Origin of the sequence: Kineosporia babensis (assembly GCF_021129305.1) — a bacterium.
Taxonomy (GTDB): domain Bacteria; phylum Actinomycetota; class Actinomycetes; order Actinomycetales; family Kineosporiaceae; genus Kineosporia; species Kineosporia babensis.
On sequence record NZ_JAJOMB010000004.1, the window covers coordinates 14,316 to 34,601 of the forward strand.

The 20,286-nt window shown below is 67.8% G+C and carries 19 protein-coding genes; 12 read left to right on the plus strand and 7 right to left on the minus strand.

Annotated elements, in window-relative coordinates; translation table 11 throughout:
- Window positions 1–7: 7 nt before the first annotated feature.
- Together LR394_RS09075 and LR394_RS09080 are read right to left on the minus strand one after the other, a co-directional pair.
- Window positions 8–1,339, minus strand: coding sequence for an ABC transporter substrate-binding protein (locus LR394_RS09075; RefSeq protein ID WP_231440228.1), 1,332 nt, complete (start codon window positions 1,337–1,339; stop codon window positions 8–10).
- 115 nt (window positions 1,340–1,454) lie between these two features.
- Window positions 1,455–2,525 (minus strand): substrate-binding domain-containing protein, encoded by a 1,071-nt coding sequence (locus LR394_RS09080; RefSeq protein WP_269328880.1) that lies wholly within the window; start codon window positions 2,523–2,525, stop codon window positions 1,455–1,457.
- A 103-nt stretch (window positions 2,526–2,628) separates the two neighbouring features.
- Between LR394_RS09080 and LR394_RS09090 the strand changes: the two genes are divergently transcribed.
- Window positions 2,629–4,599, plus strand: a complete 1,971-nt coding sequence (locus LR394_RS09090; RefSeq protein WP_231440606.1) for a DUF2264 domain-containing protein — start codon at window positions 2,629–2,631, stop codon at window positions 4,597–4,599.
- The gene (locus LR394_RS09095) at window positions 4,596–5,585 is read left to right on the plus strand and encodes a hydroxyacid dehydrogenase (RefSeq protein ID WP_231440229.1); all 990 of its coding nucleotides are present in this window, start codon (window positions 4,596–4,598) and stop codon (window positions 5,583–5,585) included. Before LR394_RS09090 ends, LR394_RS09095 begins: the two co-directional genes overlap by 4 nt.
- Before the next feature lie 67 nt (window positions 5,586–5,652).
- On the opposite strand, the gene LR394_RS09100 is transcribed toward LR394_RS09095, so the two are convergent.
- The gene (locus tag LR394_RS09100; protein WP_231440230.1) at window positions 5,653–6,477 is read right to left on the minus strand and encodes a helix-turn-helix transcriptional regulator; all 825 of its coding nucleotides are present in this window, start codon (window positions 6,475–6,477) and stop codon (window positions 5,653–5,655) included.
- Between the two features lie 84 nt (window positions 6,478–6,561).
- Here LR394_RS09100 and LR394_RS09105 point away from each other — a divergent pair, with 84 nt between their 5' ends.
- The gene (locus LR394_RS09105; protein WP_231440231.1) at window positions 6,562–7,065 is read left to right on the plus strand and encodes an SRPBCC family protein; all 504 of its coding nucleotides are present in this window, start codon (window positions 6,562–6,564) and stop codon (window positions 7,063–7,065) included.
- Window positions 7,066–7,107: 42 nt separating this feature from the next.
- Window positions 7,108–7,326, plus strand: coding sequence for a TIM-barrel domain-containing protein (locus LR394_RS09110; protein ID WP_331283057.1), 219 nt, complete (start codon window positions 7,108–7,110; stop codon window positions 7,324–7,326).
- Between the two features lie 4 nt (window positions 7,327–7,330).
- Here the strand turns inward: LR394_RS09110 and LR394_RS09115 are convergent, their stop codons facing one another.
- From LR394_RS09115 to LR394_RS09125, 3 genes are all read right to left on the minus strand, one after another.
- A complete protein-coding gene (locus LR394_RS09115) occupies window positions 7,331–8,329 on the minus strand; it encodes a phosphotransferase family protein (RefSeq protein WP_231440233.1) in 999 nt (332 codons plus the stop codon).
- A 111-nt stretch (window positions 8,330–8,440) separates the two neighbouring features.
- Window positions 8,441–8,689 (minus strand): hypothetical protein, encoded by a 249-nt coding sequence (locus tag LR394_RS09120; RefSeq protein ID WP_231440234.1) that lies wholly within the window; start codon window positions 8,687–8,689, stop codon window positions 8,441–8,443.
- A 43-nt stretch (window positions 8,690–8,732) separates the two neighbouring features.
- Entirely contained in the window at window positions 8,733–9,149 is a 417-nt protein-coding gene (locus LR394_RS09125) for a MarR family winged helix-turn-helix transcriptional regulator (protein ID WP_231440235.1), read from the minus strand.
- Between the two features lie 160 nt (window positions 9,150–9,309).
- On the opposite strand from LR394_RS09125, the gene LR394_RS09130 reads away from it, so the two are divergent.
- The 5 genes from LR394_RS09130 (at window position 9,310) to LR394_RS09150 (ending at window position 15,608) form a co-directional block, all read left to right on the plus strand.
- Entirely contained in the window at window positions 9,310–10,125 is an 816-nt protein-coding gene (locus LR394_RS09130; protein WP_231440236.1) for an SDR family NAD(P)-dependent oxidoreductase, read from the plus strand.
- Window positions 10,126–10,159: 34 nt separating this feature from the next.
- Window positions 10,160–11,086 carry an SDR family NAD(P)-dependent oxidoreductase gene (locus LR394_RS09135; protein WP_231440237.1) on the plus strand — a complete coding sequence of 309 codons (927 nt, stop codon included), beginning with the start codon at window positions 10,160–10,162 and terminating at the stop codon, window positions 11,084–11,086.
- A gap of 112 nt (window positions 11,087–11,198) precedes the next feature.
- The gene (locus tag LR394_RS09140) at window positions 11,199–12,230 is read left to right on the plus strand and encodes a threonine aldolase family protein (RefSeq protein WP_231440238.1); all 1,032 of its coding nucleotides are present in this window, start codon (window positions 11,199–11,201) and stop codon (window positions 12,228–12,230) included.
- An 88-nt stretch (window positions 12,231–12,318) separates the two neighbouring features.
- Window positions 12,319–12,957: a TetR/AcrR family transcriptional regulator gene (locus tag LR394_RS09145; protein WP_231440239.1), complete on the plus strand. Its 639-nt coding sequence runs from the start codon at window positions 12,319–12,321 to the stop codon at window positions 12,955–12,957.
- A 128-nt stretch (window positions 12,958–13,085) separates the two neighbouring features.
- Window positions 13,086–15,608, plus strand: a complete 2,523-nt coding sequence (locus LR394_RS09150) for an MMPL family transporter (RefSeq protein WP_231440240.1) — start codon at window positions 13,086–13,088, stop codon at window positions 15,606–15,608.
- Window positions 15,609–15,715: 107 nt separating this feature from the next.
- On the opposite strand, the gene LR394_RS09155 is transcribed toward LR394_RS09150, so the two are convergent.
- Complete coding sequence (locus LR394_RS09155; protein ID WP_231440241.1) at window positions 15,716–15,853, minus strand: hypothetical protein; 138 nt, start codon at window positions 15,851–15,853, stop codon at window positions 15,716–15,718.
- Between the two features lie 850 nt (window positions 15,854–16,703).
- On the opposite strand from LR394_RS09155, the gene LR394_RS09160 reads away from it, so the two are divergent.
- Genes LR394_RS09160 through LR394_RS09170 form a run of 3 tightly spaced genes read left to right on the plus strand, consistent with a single transcriptional unit; the run spans window position 16,704 to window position 20,280 of the window.
- Complete coding sequence (locus LR394_RS09160) at window positions 16,704–18,215, plus strand: sugar ABC transporter ATP-binding protein (RefSeq protein ID WP_269328881.1); 1,512 nt, start codon at window positions 16,704–16,706, stop codon at window positions 18,213–18,215.
- Complete coding sequence (locus LR394_RS09165) at window positions 18,215–19,267, plus strand: ABC transporter permease (protein ID WP_231440243.1); 1,053 nt, start codon at window positions 18,215–18,217, stop codon at window positions 19,265–19,267. Before LR394_RS09160 ends, LR394_RS09165 begins: the two co-directional genes overlap by 1 nt.
- Entirely contained in the window at window positions 19,264–20,280 is a 1,017-nt protein-coding gene (locus tag LR394_RS09170) for an ABC transporter permease (RefSeq protein ID WP_231440244.1), read from the plus strand. Before LR394_RS09165 ends, LR394_RS09170 begins: the two co-directional genes overlap by 4 nt.
- Window positions 20,281–20,286 lie beyond the last annotated feature (6 nt).

Consider the following 20,286-nt stretch of genomic DNA (forward strand, 5'->3'; position numbering starts at 1 on the left):
TCCCCACTCAGCCGAGGGCGATTTCCGCTTCAGCGAACCAGCGATCCGCGGCCTCCTGAGGACTCGTGCGCCCGTAGGCCAGTTCGTCGGCAACCGTGACGAAGGTCTGTTCCATCGTCCCCAATCCCTTGACCGCCGGCGGGGCGGTGCCATCCAGGGAACCGGCGATCTGGTCCTGGTAGTCCAGGATCTTCTCGTCCAGGCTGTTCGCCTCGATCCCCTCGGTCGCGGTCTTGGAGGCCGGGGCACCTCGCGACATCCCGAAGATCCCTGCCACCTCGGGGTCGTTGAGCAGGAAGTCAACCAACTGGGCCGCGTTCGCGGGGTGATCAGAGTTCGCCCCGATCGACAGCATCAGGCCCGGCTTGAGGAACAAACCGGTGTCCTGGCCCTCGTCATGCGGCGGAAGCAGCAGGGACAACTCCGGACTGGCGGGGCCCTCGGCGAAACGCGGCAGGAAGTTGGCCCAGTTGATGTCGGCCGAGACCTCTGCGATGCCGAGCGCATCGACACCGTCCAACTGAGCCTTACGCTCCGGCGGCATGACCGCCCTGGAATCGTTCAAGGCCGGGCTACGGGAGAACCAGCGCGCCAAGTCGGCCGGTTCAAACCCGAGCCGGCCGTCCTCGACGAAGGCCAGGCCCTGCTGCCCGAGCCAGATCTGGAAAAGCCAGAAGTACGCCGTGTAGTCCACTCCACCGTAGACCTCCGGGTCGCTGCCGGCCCCGGCCGCACCGGCCCGGGCCAGGAAGGCATCCCACTCGTCCCAGGTCATGTCGGCGTCGGGAACCTCGACCCCGAGCGTCTTGAGCAGCGGTTCGTTGAGCATCACCGCCATCGTGCTGCTGGAGGTGGTGACCGCCACGGTCTTGCCCTCGACCTTCCCGGCCTCGACCAGGGCCGGGTCCACCGCATCGACATCGATCAGCCCACCCAGGTAGTCCTCCAGCGGGGCGACGTGGCCGAAGCCTCCGTACTCGGCCAGGTAGGCCAGATCCATCTGGAAGACGTCGGGAAGAGTACGGCTGGCGGCCTCAGTGTTGCGTGCGGTCCAGTAGTCGGCGAAGGCAGAGAAGCTGGTCTTCACCGTGACGTTGGGATTGGCCGCCTCGAACAGGTCGATCGCCTTCTCGTAACGCTCGGCCCGGCTGGCATCCCCCCACCAGGTGAAGTTGAGCGTCACCTTCTCCTGCGGATCGATCGTGGTGGACGGGGCCGAGGACCCGCCGGCCGTGCAGGCGCTCGCGGCCAGAAGGGCACCGATCGCCACGAAGCTGCCGGCGATCCGGCCAACACGGTGCCGTCGGGGGCCAGCGCCCCTGCGCGCTCGAGATGTCATCGGAGCCTCCTTGCTCAGTTGACCTGCGATCTGCGGTAACTCGGCCGTCGAAGGACGCGAGAGACTGCATGCTGACACGACGCGTGCGCGTCTGCGTTCAAGCACACAAATTCGCTCAGGAACCCGCACCGCACGAGGCACGAACGGTCAGCCGGGGCACGATCACCAGCTGTCGTGGGGCCCGCGGTCGTTCGCTCGTCCAGGTCACCCGTTGCATGACTGCTCCCAGCGCCTCGGCTCCCAGGTCCCTCCGGGGAGCGGTGACCGCGGTCAGCGGCACCAGGGCGTACCCGGCGGTGTGATCGTCGTAGGCGACCAGAGCCAGGTCCTCGGGTACCCGTACTCCCCCGTCGATCGCCAGCTCCAGGATGCGGGCGGCCTCGGAGTCGGTGTGCACCAGAGCGGCTCGGGTTCCGGTCCGGGCGCATTCCTGCAGGAAGGTCTGCAGATGCTCGTCCAGTTCGCCGTCATGATCCTCGTACCGCTTGGGCAGGGTCCTGAACGGCGCGTCCTGCAGTCCCAGTCGCTGCACCGCGCGGGTATGTCCCTCCTTGATCAGCGGCGTCGTCGGGGTGCGCTCCATCAGGGCCAGCGCCACCCGGTCGTGGCCCAGCCGGTGTAGGTGTTCCACCGCGAGTTCGGCGCCGCGGGCGTGATCGCTGCGCACGCTGTCGAACGCCGCCATCTCGCTGGAGCCCAGGCGGCGCTCCAGGAACAGCAAGGGAACCGGCTGCTTCAGGGCCCAGCGAGCCAGGTCCTGTTCGGTCTGCTCGCGCAGGGTAGGAGCCAGGATCAGGCCCTTGACGCCGGCCTCGATCAGCCGCTCGGCCTGGCGACGTTCCAGTTCGGGACGATACTGCGAGGTGGCCAGCACCAGCCGGGCCCGCAGACCGTGGGCCGCGGCGTCCATCCCGGCGATGATCACCGAGAAGTGGCCCACCGTAGAGGGAACCACCACACCGATGTTGGTCAGCGCTGATTGCGGAACAGCCGGCAAGTCGGCGGCCATGGCTCCCCCATGCACCCGCACCAGCTGGCCGGCGCGTTCCAGCTCGTCCAGATCACGCCGGATCGTCATGGCCGAGACCGCGAGGTCCCTGGCCACCTCCGCGGCGTTGATGGTCCCGTGGATCTCGATGCGCCGCAGAATGTGTTCGTGCCGGGTCCTCGGCAGGGGATTGCCCATGGCCTGGTCCACTCCTTCGTGGAGAACATGACGCACTTGTTCGAAATTGTTAGATACGTCAATGCGCACAAAACTTTAGTGCACGATCAGCTCTGTGACGACGATGCCTTCGCCTTCCGCCCGGCGCCCAGACCCTGGACCCAGCAGTGCGCCAACGAGTCTGGACGGCCGGGCCGCGTGGGAGTCGTTCGCCAGCCAGTTACTCGAGGCCGCCTGGAAGCACGCCTCACCGTCCGGTTCACTGATCGATCTTCCTGGCCCGGCAAGCGCTTCCGGCCGCTGGAGCACCTCGCACGAAGGCTTCACCCGAACCTTCCTGGCGGCTGCCTTCGGTCTGCACGGGTCTGGTGGAGCCGACCCTCACGGATGGGCGCAGCGGTACGCTCGCGGGCTGGCTGCCGGAGTCGACCCTGACCATGCCGAACGTTGGCCCACCATCGCCGAACGCCGCCAGTCGGTGCCCGAGGCCGCATCCCTGGCCATCGCCCTCAGCGAGACCAAGCCTTGGCTGTGGGACCAGCTCCCGTCACGCACGAGGGAACAGACGGTCGAGTACCTGGCCGGAGTGGTGGGTACGGCCGGATACACCAACAACTGGACGTGGTTCCAGACCGTGATCGAGGCGTTCCTGGCCCAGGTGGGAGGCCCGTGGAGCCAGGACGACCTGGATCGTAACGAGGCCATCCAGGAATCGCTTTACATCGGCGACGGATGGTACTCCGACGGCGCCGGCCCCACCGGTACCCGACAGAACTTCGACTACTACGCAGGCTGGGCCTGGCATGTTTACCCCCTCCTGCACGCTCGCATCCAGGGCCGCGACCTGAGCGCCCAGCATCGCGAACGCCTCGCTGCCTATGTCGGGCAGGCCATCGAGCTCATCGGTTCCAAAGGGGCGCCGGTTCTCCAGGGCCGTTCACTGACCTACCGTTTCGCCGTCCTGGCTCCGTTCTGGGCCGCGGCCATCGCCGGAGCCGGCCCCCTGGCCGCCGGTGAGGTCCGGACCCTGGCCGAGCGGGTGATGCGATACTTCCTCGACGCCGGCGCCGTCGACGAGAACGGCCTGCTGTCCATCGGATGGCACGGCCGGTTCCTCCCGCTGCGTCAGCTGTACACCGGGTCCGGATCGGTCTACTGGGCGTCGAAAGGGTTTCTGGGGCTACTCCTTCCGGCTGATCACCCGGAGTGGACCCGTAATCCACCAGAGCCCCCGGTCGAGCCGGTCAGACAACGGGCGCTGCGGGCTCCCGGTTGGATCGTCGTGCGGACCCACGACGACGGGGTGGTACGGGTGATCAACCACGGAACCGACGGAGAGCGTCATTCCAACGGCCTGGTGCCGGTGGACCGGCCTTTGTACCAGCGGATGGCCTATTCCAACGTCACCGCGCCCGATCTTTCCCCGGAGGGCACCACCGCTCCCCGCGAGAGCCACACCTGCCTGCTCGATGCCGAAGGTCAGCCCTCGCACCGCGGCCGTATCCAGACGATGCAACTGAGTTCGCGCCTGGCCGTGTCCCGGTCCCGGGTTCACTGGGTCGACCTGCCCGGATCGGCGAACCTTCCGGACAACGACTCCTGGGCCGGCCAGCGCCGGGGACCGATCCTGACCACGGCCTCGGTCGTCCATGGCCCATACGAACTCCGTCTGGCCTGGCACCAACCGGCCCGGTCCACCCCACATCCCAGTCCGGCCGAGGACGCCGACGCGGTCTGGCCGGCCGATCCAGGCCCCTGGCGCATCCGGTTCTACGGCTGGCAACTACCGGTGGACGACGTCAGCGACACCGCAACAGCGGAAGGCATCCGCAGCAGCGTCCTGCCTGTTCGCGCGATCCACAGTTCGGGTTCCCAGCAGACCTCAGCCGCAACCCCGTTCTCCCGCGCATCGCGTACCCCCTGGGCCCAGACGTCCTTCATCCAGCCCGGACAGGTCGCCGCTGCCCTCGTCGTGCTCGCGCCTGAAATCCCCCAGCAGGCGCCGCATCTGCAAGTGGCACCCGGTCGGGTGACGGTGACCTGGCCCGACTCGGTGGTGGACGAGGTCGAGGCCGAAGGAGTTCTCGAGCTGTGACGCGCATTCCCGCCCGGTTCGTGGCCGGTTCGCGAACCCTGTTCACCGATCTGTTCGACCACGCGACCCTCACCCGTCTGCGCCACGTCCTCGATCTGGACGAAAGCCCCTCCCCTGCTGACCAGCTCGATGTCCAGAAGACCCAGCTGCTGATCACCGGCTGGGGCGCCCCTCGCCTCACCGCCGAGGAACTCGAGCGCTGGCCGGATCTGCGGGTCGTCATCCACGCCGCAGGCTCGGTCAAACGCCTGGTCACGCCCGAGCTGTGGCAACGTGGCATCCGGGTCTCCAGCAGCGCCCAGGCCAACGCCTACCCCGTCGCCGAGTACACCCTCGCGATGATCCTGCTCAGCGCCAAGCGCACCCTCGAGGCCAGTCGCCTCTTCACAACCTCACAGGACCTGCGCGCCTCGCTGCCCACCGGCCGGTTCGGCACCTACGGCATCACCGTCGGGGTGATCGGGGCCTCACGGGTCGGGCGCCGCGTCATCGAACTCCTCAAGCCCTTCGACATCACCTGCCTGCTGTTCGACCCCTCCCTCAGCGACGACGAGTGCCGCGCGCTCGGCACCCATCCGGTCTCGTACCCAGACCTGTTCACGCAGTCGGACGTGGTGACCGTCCACGCGCCTTCGCTGCCCGAGACCCGCCACATGATCGGCCCGAAGCAACTGGCCCTGATGCGTGACGACTCTGTCCTGATCAACACGGCTCGCGGCGCCCTGGTCGACACCGACGCACTCGTCGCCGAAGTCTCCTCCGGCCGCCTGCGCGCCGTCCTCGATGTCACCGCCCCGGAACCACTTCCGCCTGGTCACCGGCTTTTCACTCTGCCCGGCGTGACCTTGACCCCGCACATCGCCGGCTCACTGGGCAACGAACTGCGCCGGATCGGTCACTCGGTGGCCGACGAAATCGAACGCTACGTCCGCACCGGTGAACTGGCCGGAGAGGTGACGTCCCCTGATCTGGAACGCATTTCGTGAAAACGTTCCTTCCCATAAGCCTTCTTGCGTACGACCACTGCGGTTGCAAAGCCTCTCACGTCCGCCTTCACCGGAAGCTGCCCATTCCCCTGAGCAACCGCAGTTTTTCCTCGTCGGCAGAGCCCGCTTCGGCCGTGTAGACGATGAGGCGAAGGTCCGAATCGACAGCGGACAGAACGTCGCAGTCCAACGTGATCGGTCCGACCTCGGGCGAGCTGACGGTCTTGAGTTCGTTCGCCCGCCGCCCGATCCGCCACTCGTCCCAAAGCTGCCCGAACAACGGACTCGCCCCGCGCAGATCGGTGACGAGCGCGGCCAGTTCGCGGTCCTGCGGATACCTGGCGGAGGCAGTGTGCAGGTCGGCGACCATCTCCCGGGCGAAGCCGGCGGCCTGCCCCTCCGACCAGACGATCGGCAGGTCGGCCACGGTGAACGCCCGCCAGACGAGATTAGCCTCCCGACCGGTCCGTTGCTTCTCGCCGGTGAACAGGGCGTCCCACAGCCGGTTGGACTCAACGAAGTCCCAGGCGGCCGTATAGACGCCGACCGGCGTGTCGTTCAGACGCGCCAGGATGCGCCGCAACCCGGGGCTCAGCTGTGAGGAGATCGATCCGGTGGCCGGAGGAGCGAGCCCGGCCGCGAGGTAGAGCCGTTCTCGTTCCTCCTCGCTCAGACGCAGAGCCTGGGCGAGCGCGGCCACCACCGGAGGGGACGGGTTCTGGGCACGCCCCTGCTCCAGTCGCACCAGGTAGTCGACAGACACCATGGCGAGCTCAGACAGCTCCTCCCGGCGAAGACCGGGACTGCGGCGATCGCCCTGCGTGGGTAGCCCGATCTCGCCGGGTGTGAGCCGGTCCCGCCAGGCCCGGATCAGCGTTGCCAGTTCACTCACCCGACCAGTATCCCGTTCCAGCCGACCTGGGTAGCACTGCTGGTCCCTGGCAGCCTCCGGAGCCCTCACGTCACTCTTTTCGGCATGAACATTCCTCTCCTCATCACCCCGGCCGACCGCACCGTCCCGATCACCGTGCAGCAGCGCACCACCAAGTCCCCGGCCGAGGCCTTCCGGATCATCGTTCCGATCGACCTGTCCAGCGTGTTCAAGCCGGTGGCTCCCTTCCCCGGCGTCACCGGCGTGCTCAACCAGACCGAGGCCTGGGACCACGTCGGCCCGAGCCGTAACCCCCAGTTCGGGGACGGCTCACAGGCGAACGAGCAACTCACCGAGTACACCGAGGGAAGCAGCTTCGCCTACCAGCTCACCGGTTTCACGAACGCCCTGGCCCAGCTGGCCGTCGGGGTGCGCGGCGAATGGACCTTCGCACCCGACGGGGAAGGCACCCTGATCCGGTGGTCCTACGAGTTCAAGCCGCGCCCGGGGCGCCGCTGGATCGTCGCCGGCCCCTTCGCCGTCCTCTGGCGCCGCTACATGCGCGCGGCGCTGGCCCGCTGCGTCGAGACCGTCGAGGCCGGCGCCTAACGAGGCCACCCCCATCGGGCCGGGCCGCAGTACAACACCTGGATCGAGCATTCTTACGCCCCGGCCCAGGAGTCCGTGCTCCGCTTCGCCGAGGGCCTGCTGGAGAGCGGAATGCCGCCCAGGGTGGTCCTGATCGACGACAACTGGGCCTGTGACTACGGCACCTGGCAGTTCGACCGGGCCTGTTTCCCCGACCCGGCCGCGCTGATCGGGCGCCTGCACGAGCTGGGCTGCTCGGTGATACGCGAAGGGCTCTGCTGACGACCTACCAGATGAGTTCATCCAGATGGTTACGACCGGCCAGAAGGCGAGTAAGGCTTCCCTGCGCCGCCTCTCGCGTCTCGGATCGGGGATGGTGGGCGTAGAGAGCGAGCTCGACATACAGGTCGTAGAAGTTCAACCGCTCGCGGAGATACCTGCGCCCGAACAGTTCCGGGTACGTGCCACGCAGCCAACTGGGGACGTTTACGAGCGTTCTCGCATCGAGTCCGGTGTCGCGGGGTGTGGGTGGGTACTCCCCTGCCCTCGCACACCAGCGCAGAATCGTGTCGAGTTCGGCATCGGCCGACTGGGCCACCGCCTCCGCGAAGTCGATGAGCCCGGTAACGCGTCCTTGGTCGACGATCACGTTGGATCCGTGCAGATCGCCATGGACGAGGACGAGTTCATCGGCGGCGAACAGCCCCAGCCGCTCCTGGACCCACTCGGTAACGTCCTCGAGCAGGCCTGGGTCGCGATCGGGCAACCGTCGGGCGGCCTCGATCAGTTGTCGCGTCGCATTCACGACGGGCGGGTGGAACGCTGGCCACGGTTCACCGGCGAGGGCGCCGACCAGCCAGGGCGGCCTCAGGTCGGCCGGGGCCTGGACACGGTGAAGGGCCCGCAGCGCTGTGCCGAGGCTTTCGATCATCTCCTGCCGCGTGGCGTGGTCCGCTGCCGGCCAGGCGTCGTGAAGGGTCCGGCCGGGCAGACGCTCTGAGATGTACCAGGTCCCGTCCGGACCATCGCCGTGCGCGATGAGCCGGGCGTGCGGGACCTCGCTGCCGGCGAGCAGACCGACGACTGTGGCCTCGTGGCGGTAGGCCTCGCGATGGCGTGGGTCGGTGTTCAGCCGGACGACGTACTCGTCCCCGACCCACGCGCGACTCACCCAGCCGGCCTTGAGCTGGAAGCGCCCCGCGGCCTGCAGGCCCGCCGCTTCCAGCGTCCTCCATAGTGCCGGGTCGTCGCCCGGCCCCACGAACGCGGTGGAGTGGGTGGTCACGGTGCTTTACCGTAGCTGCATCGCTGCCTGCGATGGACCGTCGCCAGCGTGACGGCGTAGAGGAAGCACGATGCTCTCAACGACCGCACGCGCACGGTGGCCACGTGAGGCTCACTCTCTGGTCACCTGCGCGGGCTCGGGTGACGCGGTCGGCAGCTCGTCGCGTTCCAGTCTTCGGAAGGCGGAGGAGACGAACAGCAGCACCATCACGGCGGTTCCAGCCCACATGGTCTGCTGCCATGCATCGACGAACGATTCCTGCGCGACCTGGATGAGGGATTGGGCCTGCGGGCCGGCGGCGCGCGCAACGTAGCCCGGGCATCCCTTCCCACTCGGCAGATCCTGGTCGACGCCCGGCACTCGCCAACGCTGACCGTGGCACCCCACCAGATCAGGAGCCTGCCTACTTGGCGGCAGCCTTCCCGAGCAGGATCGCCAGGCTGCTCAGCTCACGGTCGGTGAGGGCAGCGAGTGGAGTCACCGCCATGGCCGCCTGGACGAGTTCCTCGCGGACCCGCCGGCCCTTCTCGGTGATCACCAGGACGCGCGAGCGGCGGTCGTCCGGGTCCACGGTCCGCTCGACCAGCCCTCGCTCCACGAGTTGCTTGGTGATGAAGGTGGCGTTCGGGGCGTTGCAGTACAGCCGCTCGGCCATGACCTTCATCGAGGGCGGCGGCTGATCCGGATCGATGGCCCACAGGGCCTGGAAGGTCGCGGGCGTCAGCTGATGCTCGGCCAGCGCCTGGTTGATCAGGGCATTGGTGCGCAGCCAGATCTCGTGCGTCGCGGCGACGACCTCGGTGAGCGTGGGCGTGGCCATGCCGCCACTCTAGCAAAGCTTCGAGGGTCGAAAGAATCTTCCCAGGGGATTGCTTCAAGACTCGAAGCAACATATATTTTGAGTCTCGAAGCATCGAGGGACGTCCGGTCCAGCCGATCGCCCGATGCCACGCCCATGAACGACTTTCGAAGGAATCCCGATGCCCAAGCACACCGTCTTCTCCGGGAAGACCGTTCTGATCACCGGCGCTTCCAAGGGCGTCGGCGAGCAGTTCGCGCACAACCTCGCTGCGCAGGGAGCCAACCTCGTCCTCGTGGCCCGCTCCGCCAGAGCCCTGGAAGACCTCGCTGCCCGCCTCGGCGCCCCTGGACGCGGCCAGTTCCACGTCGTCCCCGCCGACCTGGCCGATCCGCAGGCACCGCAGGCCATTGCCTCCGAACTCCTCCAGCGCGGCGTCGAGATCGATCTGCTCATCAACAACGCAGGCATGGGGGCGGTAGGTCCGTTCCTGACCCGGCCGCTGAAGCCAACTCTTCAGTCGGTCGATCTGAACGTCACCGCACTGCTGGGCATGATCCACGAGTTCGGCCCCCGCATGCTCGAACGCGGCCAGGGCGGCATCATCAACGTCGGCTCGATGGCCGGCTTCCAGCCCTTGCCCTACCAGGCCAGCTACTCGGGTACCAAGGCTTTCGTCCTGACCTTCACCGAGGCCCTGGCCGAAGAACTGCGCGGCAGCGGCATCCGGGTCATGGCCGCCCACCCGGGACCGGTCCAGACCGGATTCTTCGACTCCACGGACGCGGCCATCAACAGCAAAGCGGTCTCCCCCGAAGACATCGCCGCCCGCATCCTCAGGGACTACGCCCGGGGCCGCCAGGCCTCCTACCCCGGACGACCGTCCGACCGGCTCAACCCCTTCCTCACCCGGATCTTCCCCCGGACCGTGATCGCCCGGCTGGCCGGGGACTTCAACCGCCAGGCCGGATACGAGCACGTCACCGATGTCGCCTGAGCCTTCAGCCAGTTCAACGAGCGAGAGATGCAGCATGAACGACAAGAGCGCTACCCGAAGGGCCTGGATCATCACCGGCCCCACCTCGGGCATCGGCTACCGCACGGCCCTGGAGGTCGCCGAGCACGGCACCGTCGTCCTGGTCGGACGCAACCCCGCCAAACTGCGGAAGGTCCAGGCCGACATCGAAGCAGCCGGTGGAGCAGCGATTTCCGTGCACGCTGACCTGTCCGACATCCACAGCGCCCGTCGTGCAGCCGAAGAGGTCGCCTCCCTGGATCTTCCCCTGGCCGGGCTCGTCAACAACGCCGGGATCATGCCCACTCGCCCAGCTTGGAGCGAGCAGGGCTGGGAACTGGCCTTCGCAACCAACCACCTGGGCCCGCTGGCCTTCACCGATGCGCTCGTCCCGGCGCTGCCCGACGGTGCCAACGTCGTCTTCATCGCTTCCTCGGCCGAGGATCCGGAGGACCCGATGGCCACCCGGGCAGGGTTTCGGGGCAGCCGCTACCTCTCCGCGCAGGCCACAGCCCGTGGTGAGTACCGCCCCGGCGGCTGCATCCAGCCCGGCGGCGACGCCTACGCCACCTCTAAGCAAGGCAACCTGGCCGCCGTCTTCACCCTCGCCCAAGAGCATCCCCAACTGCACTTCCGGGCCGTCGAACCCGGTTTCAGCCCTGCGTCCGGCCTGTCCAGAGACCTGCCACCGATGATGAAGCTGATGACGAAGTCCCTGACCCTCATCGCTCCCCTGCTCCCGGCCATGAGCACGCCGAAGCGCGCAGCCCGAAACATCGTCAAGGTCCTGACCGACACCTCGGACGCCACCGGCACCTACTCCGGCGCCAACGGCAAACCCATGAAAGCTTCCCGCCAGGTCAGCAACCCGGACTACCACGCGCGCTACATCGCCGAAAGCCGGGCCCTGCTCGCGAGCGTCCCCGCAGCCCCCCAGAAGTGATCTCCCGAGCACGGCCTATCGAGGCGGGAGGAGCCGAGCATCGGAAGATCTCGTGCTCAGCGCTTGTGAAAACCATTTCCCTCCGGCTCGTACGGTTAGGAAAATCGTCCGGGTGAGACTGCATGACACCGAACTGCGCGGCTTCGCCAGCGACAACTACGCGGGCATCCACCCCGAGATCCTGGCCGCCCTGAGCGAGGCCAACGGCGGGCACCAGGTCAGCTACGGCGCCGATGTGTACACCGAGCGCCTGGCCGAGGTGTTCCGCGTCCACTTCGGCGACCACACGCGCGCCTATCCGGTTCTCAACGGGACCGGCGCAAACGTCCTTAGTTTGCAAGCTCTTTGTGACCGCTGGGGCTCGGTGATCTGCTCGGACACCGCGCACGTGCACACCGACGAGGGCGGCGCCCCGGAGAAGATGGCCGGGATCAAGCTGCTGCCGCTACCGACCGAGCACGGCAAGCTGACCGTCGAGGTCCTGCAGCGCGAAACCTGGGGTTTCGACGACCCGCACCGCGCTCAGCCGCAGGTGATCACGCTGACCCAGTCCAGCGAACTGGGCACGGTCTACACCCCGGGCGAGATCGCCGCGATCACCGAGTTCGCCCACGGGCACGACCTCAAAGTACATATGGACGGCTCCCGGCTCGCCAATGCCGCTGCCCACCTGGGACTTCCGTTGCGGGCGCTGACCACCGATGTCGGTGTGGACCTGCTCAGCTTTGGCGGTACCAAGAACGGCCTGATGCTCGGCGAGGCCGTCCTCGTCCTCAATCCCGCTCTGGACCGTGGGCTGGACCGGCTGCGCAAGACGTCCATGCAGCTGGCCTCGAAACTGCGCTTCGTCTCGGCCCAGTTCCTCGCGCTGCTGGAGTCGGACCTGTGGCTGCGCAACGCCACTCACGCCAACGCCATGGCCACTCGGCTGGCCGATGGTCTGGACGGGGTCACGATCAGCCATCCGGTGCAGGCCAACGCGGTGTTCGTCGAGTTGCCGGCCCCGGCCCTGAAGCAGTTGCACGGGCAGTTCCACTTCTACGACTGGAACGTCACCAAGGGTCAGGCCCGTTGGATGACGTCGTTCGACACCACGCCCGACGATGTCGAGGCGCTGATCAAGGCGACCAGAATGGCGGTGTGAGCGGTCGCTCTCCGGGCTCAAGCACGTCTGAGCCGCACGAGTGACCCCACAAGCTGCACGGTATGCAACTTGTGTTACGGTCGTCGTCATGCAAGTACGGCGGCTCGACGGGCGCACGCTGCTTCGCGAGCGTCACCACCAGGCGATCCTCGCCTCGGCCCGGGATCTGGCTTCGAAGCAGAGCCCGGACGGTCTGACGGTGGACGAAGTCGCTGCGGCGGCGGGTGTTTCGCGGCGTACGGTGTTCAACCACTTCGCGTCCTTCGATGCGCTCCTGGTGGCTGTGTGCGACCAGATCCTCGAAGAGGTCGTCGAGCAGGTGCTGGGTCATCTCGACCGGCGCCTGAGCGGCGCCTCGGGTGCCATCGCGGCGCTGGACTGCCTGTGCGCCTCGCTTCGGGATGCCGATCTGCCGCAGGTGATGGCCGAGATCGTCGGCGCGCTCTCCAGTTCGGCTCAGGACGATCTGCGGCGTAACGCCATCTCGCAGACCGCCCTGGACAAGGTCGGCGGGCAGTTGACCGCCAAGGTCCTCGAGCACGTCCCGGATCTGGACCGGCTGACGCTCCGGCTGACCATCGAGTTCCTGATGAAGGGCACCAGTCTGATGGCCCACGAATGGGTGGAGACGCACGGCGGTCAGGTCACGGCCGTCTCCCGGCAGGACTGGGACGCCACCATGGACCGTCTCGTCGTCGCCATCCAGCACGGATACCGGGCCGAGTAGACCAGAACCTGGCCGGGGCTCGGACCCGTTGCAGTCAAGAGCTCGTCCTGTTCGCAACGAAGCGGTCGGCCAGCTCACGGAAGTGCTCCGCCTGGGGCATCACGACGAAAGGACCCGGGAGCAGCATCATGGCTGAACTCCTCTATCGCGTAGGACGTTTCGCGGCGCGGCGGCACTGGACGGTGATCAGCGGCTGGATTGCCGCGGTGCTGGTCGGCGGGCTGACGTTCGTTCTCTTCGCGGGAACGATCACCTCCGCCATCACCATCCCTGACATCCCCACCAACAAGGTCACCGAGCAGCTGGCCGCGGAGTTCGAGAACTCCAGTGGCGGCTCCGGCGGCATCGTCTTCGAGACCACGGACGGTCAGGCGTTCACCGAGGCCCAGCAGGGCGAGATCTCGGAACTGCTGAAGTCCCTCGGGCAGATCGAGGACGTCGAAGGGGCGATCGACCCGTTCGCGACCCAGGCCCAGCTCCAGCAGAGCGCGACCCAGCTCAGTGAGGGCCGCGAGCAGCTGGACCAGGGTCAGGCCCAGATCGAGGACGCGCAGACGGAGCTGGAGAAGGCTCAGGAAGAGCTGGACCAGCAGCGTCAGGCGGCCGAGGAGAGCGGCGCCCTGGCTCAGGCTCAGGAGCAGCTCGACGCGGCTCAGGAAGAGATCGACGCCGGCGCCAAGGAGCTGCAGACCCAGAGTGAGCAGCTGGAGCAGCAGTCCGCCGCCCTCGGCCTCGGTTCCCAGGTCGCCCAGCTGTCCTCCGGCTTCCGGCTGATCTCCGAGGACGGCTCCGCCGCCGTCACCACGGTCTCCTTCGCCCTGCCGGTCGCCGAGGTGCCCGCCGAGAGCAAGACCGCGATCGAGGACCTGGTCGAGGAGAACCCGATCGACGGGGTCAACGTCCTGATCAGCCAGGACATCTCGCAGACGGTTCCCTCGGTGCTGGGCGTCGGTGAGATCGTCGGTCTGCTGGTCGCCGCCGCGGTTCTGGTGATCATGCTCGGCACGCTGATCGGTGCGGTCCTGCCGCTGGCCAGTGCGGGTCTCGGGGTCGGGGTGGCCACGCTGGCGGCCATGTCGTTCTCCAGCCTGGTCGAGTTCATGTCCGTCACCCCGGTTCTGGGGATCATGCTCGGCCTGGCGGTCGGCATCGACTACTCGCTGTTCATCCTCAACCGGCACCGCAAGCAGCTCAAGCAGGGCGTCGACCTGCACGAGTCGATCGGTCTGGCCAACGGCACCTCCGGCAACGCCGTGGTCTTCGCCGGGTTCACCGTCGCGATCGCGCTGCTGGCCCTGAACGTCACCGGCATCCCGTTCCTCGGCCTGATGGGCACCGTCGGCGCAGCCGCGGTCCTGGTGGCGGTCCTCGTCGCAACGACGTTCACCCCCGCGCTGCTGTCCCTGGTCGGCATGCGCATCCTGCAGGCCAAGGAGCGTGCCGCCCTCGAGAACACCGAGGACACGGCGGCCCCCGCCACCTCACGCCCGGCGGAAAAGCCGATGACGACGCGGGCCGCGGTGCTCTCGCTCGTCGCCGGGATCGCCGTGCTCGTCGTGATCGCCCTGCCCGCCTTGAACATGCGGCTCGGACTGCCGGATGGCGCCGGGCAGCCCGAGGACTCGCAGGCCTACCAGGCCTACCAGGTCCAGTCCGAGAAGTTCGGGGACGGCGTCAACGGGCCGCTGCTGGTGCTGGCCGAATTGCCTGCCCCGGTCACCGAGGCCACCACGCTGGCCGAGCAGGCTGCCGTCGGCCAGGCGATCTACGACGTCGGTGACGTCGCCGCAGTGGTGCCGATCGGCGTCTCCAAGGACGGTTCTGCGCTCTCGTTCCAGGTCGTGCCCAACGGCGGGCCGAACAGCGAGTCGACCGCCGAACTGGTCAAGGACCTGCGGGACCTCACCCCGCAGACCGCCGGCGGTGGAACCGCCGACCTCGGGGTCGCCGGTAACGCGAGCGCGAACATCGATGTCTCGCAGAAGCTCTCCGACGTCCTGCCGGTCTACCTGGTGATCGTCGTCGGCCTGTCCCTGGTGATCCTGATCCTGGTCTTCCGGTCCATCCTGGTACCGCTGACCGCGACCCTGGGCTTCGTGCTCTCGCTCCTGGCCGCCTTCGGTGGCCTGACCGCGATCTTCCAGGAGGGCTGGATGGCCGGCCTGTTCGGGATCCACGAGCCCAGCCCGATCCTGAGCTTCCTGCCGATCATCGTCACCGGCATCCTGTTCGGGCTCGCGATGGACTACCAGCTGTTCCTGGTCTCCGGGATGCGTGAGGCCTTCGCCCACGGCGCCCCGGCCCGGCTGGCCGTGCGCCGCGGTCTGCTGGCCGGCCGCAGCGTGGTGACCGCGGCCGCGATCATCATGATCTCGGTGTTCGGCGGGTTCATCTTCTCCCACGACACGGTGATCAAGCCGATCGGTTTCGCCCTGGCCTTCGGCGTTCTGGTGGACGCCTTCGTGGTCCGGATGTTCCTGATCCCCGCAGCGATGCACCTGCTCGGGGACAAGGCCTGGTGGATCCCGAAGTGGCTGGACCGCATCCTGCCCGACATCGACGTCGAGGGAGCCAAGCTGGAACGCAGTCACCCCCTCCACCCCGTGGAAGAGGTCGTGGAAGCCGAGGCTGCAGCACCGAAGTCCAGCTGAGGCTGCAGGTTCTCGTTGTGCTGCGCCGCTGTGCGCTCCACTTGTGGAGCGCACAGCGGCGCTCACTGCGTCCGGGCAACCCCATCCGCAGCGGCCGAAACAGAAGGTCAGTAGCCCGCCGCCAGACGAACCGCCGCGCCGGCCCCGGCCAGATGTCCCGATGCAACAGCGGCAGCCATCGACGGTGGCACCGTCGTAGCCGCGTCACCGGCCGCGAACAGGCCCGGCCAGCGGGTCGTCGACACAGAACAATCCGTCACTACCGACCTTGGAAAATCTTTTCCGGGGCGATCCATTCAATCCGTTGCCAGGGCCAACCGCCCCCGTTACGCTGGCCAAAGGTACCTGAAACGTTTCATCTCACGGACTCAAAGGAGAGTCCGATGCAGACGACTCCGCCCTCGCACACAGTGGGCCGACGTGGCAGACGGTCACCGCACGCCCGGCAGTCCCAGAGCCAGCCAAGCCCCGTCCGTTGTGCTGCCGTCGCTCCAGTACGAGCCGAGCATGCAGGCCCTGTCATCCATCCGCCGGGCGCCGCGAACTCGGGCCAGCAGCCCACCCCCGACTGGGCCGCCCCTGCTGTACCCCCTGCTCCCAGTGCGACCCCACCACCGACCCGCCGCAGCCGACCGCTGGCCGCCACCGAGAGCAAGGCTCCACCGGGGTCGGTGCCACCGCCGGCGACTGCCACCCCCAAGCACTCGGGCAATGCGGTGTCGACGTCACACAGGCGGTCACCCTCCCGGCGCCCAGAGCAGCGGCACGTGCGCAGAGCGAGCAGAAGAAGAAGCGCGTTGCAGCGAAGCCCTGGTCAGCGCGGTAGCCAATCGGGTCCGGCCGTCCCCGCCACGCCGTCGGTTGAGGCACGTCACGACGTCCGGTGAGGCGGATTGTTCCGCCCCCAAGGCGACTCCGAGACCGAGGGACCTGACGCACCTGCTGGCGCCGATCGTCCCCAGGTAGTGAGGGCTTGGCGAAATCAGGTGCGGGAAAAGCACTCCCGTTCACCGAACGAGATATTCCGTTGCTTGACAGCGGTGTACAGCCATCTTATTTTCGGCCTTTGAATCCTTTCAACGAGGCAAGGTGCTCATGGTCAGCCCAGCTCAGGCCGCGTTGCGGTTAAGCGATGTGTCAAAGTCGTTCGGCCCGGTGGTGGCTCTGCGGTCGGGCAGTCTGGAGGTTGCGGCCGGCTCGATCCACGCGCTCGTGGGTGAGAACGGCGCCGGAAAGTCGACGCTGGTCAAGATTGTCGCGGGGGTGCATCGCCGCGACGGTGGGGTGTTCGAGCTGGACGGGCAGGCGGCGGACTTCGGTTCGACGGCCGAGTCCAAGGCGGCGGGTGTGGCCGTGATCTACCAGGAACCGACGCTGTTCCCTGATCTTTCGGTCACCGAGAACATTTTCATGGGCCGGCAGATCCTGGGCCGGATGCGGCGGATCGACAAGGCCGCGATGTACGCCGAGGCCGAGCGGTTGTTCGCCGGGCTCGGGGTGCACATCGATCCGCGGCGCCCGGCACTTGGGCTCTCGATCGCCGACCAGCAGATCATCGAGATCGCCAAGGCCATCTCGCTGGACGCCAAGGTGCTGATCATGGACGAGCCGACCGCCGCGCTGTCCGGGGTGGAGGTCGAGCGGCTGTTCACCGTGGCCCGGCAGTTGCGCGACGAGGGCCGGGCCCTGGTGTTCATCTCGCACCGCTTCGACGAGGTGTTCGAGTTGTGCGACACGGTCACCGTGATGCGTGACGGCTCGTACATCGCCACCCGCCCGATCGCCGGGACCAGTGTGGCGGAGATGGTCGCCCTGATGGTCGGGCGGGAGGTCGCCGAGCTCTTCCCCAAGCAGGAGGCCGAGCTCGGTGAGGTGGTTCTGGAGGTCACGGGCCTGGAGTCGACCGGGGTGTTCCACGACATCTCGTTCAGCGTCCGGCGGGGCGAGATCGTGGGCCTGGCCGGGCTGGTCGGGGCCGGGCGCAGCGAGATCGCGCGGGCGGTGTTCGGGGTGGACCCGTACGAGGCCGGCCGGGTCACCATGAAGGGCGTTGCGGTACCGGCGAAGAACCCACGGGCGGCGATCCGGGCGGGCATGGCCTTCATCCCGGAGGACCGGCGCAAGCAAGGGCTGGTGACGGAGGCTTCGGTGGCGCAGAACGTGGCCGGGGTGATCCGGCGCGGCCTGGCCAGGACCGGGCTGCTCACCCGGGGCGCCGAGAACCGGGCGGTCGGGCCGTGGGCGGCCAGGCTGGAGGTGAAGACCAGCGCGCTGGACGCCCCGGCGAGAACCATGAGCGGCGGTAACCAGCAGAAGGTGGTGATCGCCAAGTGGCTGGCCACCGAGCCGGACCTGCTGATCATCGACGAGCCGACCCGGGGTATCGACGTCGGGACCAAGGCCGAGGTGCACCGGCTGCTCTCGGAACTGGCCGGGCAGGGTCTGGCCGTCCTGATGATCTCGTCCGAGCTGCCCGAGGTGCTAGGCATGGCCGACCGGGTGCTGGTGATCAGCGAAGGCCGGCTCACCGCCGACCTTTCCCGGGCCGAGGCCACCCCCGAACGGGTCATGCACGCCGCGACCCACGGCAGTCAGGAGGTGGCGTGATGAACGCGCCGACCGCGCAACCGACCACCCTTCTGGTGGAACCCAGTTCGCTCTCCCACCGGGACCGGCTGATCCGGACCGTGCTGCGCTCGCGCGAACTGTCGGTGGCGATCGTCCTTTTGCTGGTGATCGTCGCTGCCGCGATCAAGAGCCCGGACTTCGTGTTCAGCTCGACCGGCTGGCGCGACCTGCTCCTGACTCCCTCGATCATGCTGCTGCTGGCGGCCGGGCAGACGGTGGTGATCATCACCCGCAACGTCGACCTGTCGGTGGGCTCGATCCTCGGCCTGAGCGCCTGGCTGACCGGAGACCTGTTCCTGTCCTATCCGGGGATGCCGCCGCTGTTGGCCTTCCTGATCGGCATCGCCGCCGGCGCCGGGCTGGGCCTGATCAACGGCGTGCTGGTGGGCTACGGCAAGGTGCCCGCCCTGGTGATCACCCTGGGCACGCAGTACATCTTCCGCGGCATCGTGCTCACCTGGGCCGGCTCCCAGCTGATCAGCGCCTCGCAGATGCCGAAGGCTTTCCTGGACCTGGGCACCGCGCAGATCCTGACGATCCCGGTCCTGTTCATCGTGGCGATGGTGATCGTGGTGGCGGTGGGCTACTACCTGCAGACCGCCAAGTCCGGCCGGGAGCTGTACGCGGTGGGGTCCGATCCAGAGGCCGCGGTGCTCTACGGCCTGGCGGTGCGGCGGCGGGTGATCGGCGCGTTCGTCCTGAGCGGGGCGCTGGCCGGTCTGGCCGGGGTCATCTTCGCGGCCCGCTACGGCACGGTGAGTTCCAGCGCCGGAACGGGTATCGAATTCCAGGCGGTGGCCGCGGCGGTGGTCGGCGGGGTGGCGATCTTCGGTGGCTCGGGCACGGCCTGGGGTGCGGGCATCGGCGCGGTGCTGCTGGTGACCATCAACAGTGCGCTGCCGCTGATCGGGATCTCCGAGTTCTGGCAGCAGGCGCTGGTCGGGGCGCTGATCATCGCGGCCATCGTGCTGGACCGGGTGCTGGCCGCCCGGCAGGCGCGCAAGCTGATCGAAGCGAGGGACGAAGCATGAGCGCAGCCACCATTCCCGCCTATGCCCGGCCCGTCTGGCGGCGGGTGCTGCTCAGCCGCGAGGCAGCCGTGATCGCCCTGGTCGCAGTGGTTTACCTGTACGGCTACAGCAACATCCCGTACTTCGGGGACACCCTGACCCTGACGTACATCCTGATCGACATGACCACGATCCTGCTGATCGCTCTGCCGATGACCCTGGTGATCGTGACCGGTGAGATCGACCTGTCGATCGCGTCCGTGGTCGGGCTGTCCAGTGCGGTCCTGGGCCTGCTGGTGCGCGACGGCGTGGCCATGCCGCTGGCCGTGCTGATCGCGCTGGTGGTGGGCGTGGTCTGCGGGCTGTTCAACGGGTTTCTGGTGGCCTACGTCGGGCTGCCCTCGCTGGCCGTGACCATCGGCACGCTGGCGTTGTTCCGGGGTGTCGCGGTCGGGCTCCTGGGCACGGAGGCGGTCACCGACTTCCCCACCAGCTGGACCGAACAGACGTCCCGCATCATCGGCTCGACCGGGATCCCGACGTTCATGCTGGTCTTCGCCGCCCTGGCCGCCGTCTTCATTGCCCTGCTGCACTTCTCACCGTTCGGCCGGGGCATCTACGACATCGGGCTGAGCACCGAGGCGGCCGAGTTCTCCGGCGTGAACGTGCAGCGCACCAAGCTGATCCTGTTCGTGCTCACCGGAACGGTGGCCGCGCTGGCCGGGATCTTCTACACCCTGCGCTTCGGCAGCGCCCGCGGCGACAACGCGACCGGCCTGGAACTTCAGGTGATCGCGGCCGTCCTGCTGGGCGGGGTCTCGATCTTCGGCGGCAAGGGCAAGCTGCCCGGGGTGATCGCCGGGGTGCTGCTGATCGGGGTGATCTCCAGCGCGCTGCGACTGGAGGGCGTCACCGTGAACGTCATCAACATCATCATCGGGCTGCTGCTGGTGCTGTCCGTGCTCTCCACCAGTTTCCTGACCTGGATCTCCGATTCCGTGTCCCGCACCAAGCGCTCCACTTCTTCACACTGACGTGAA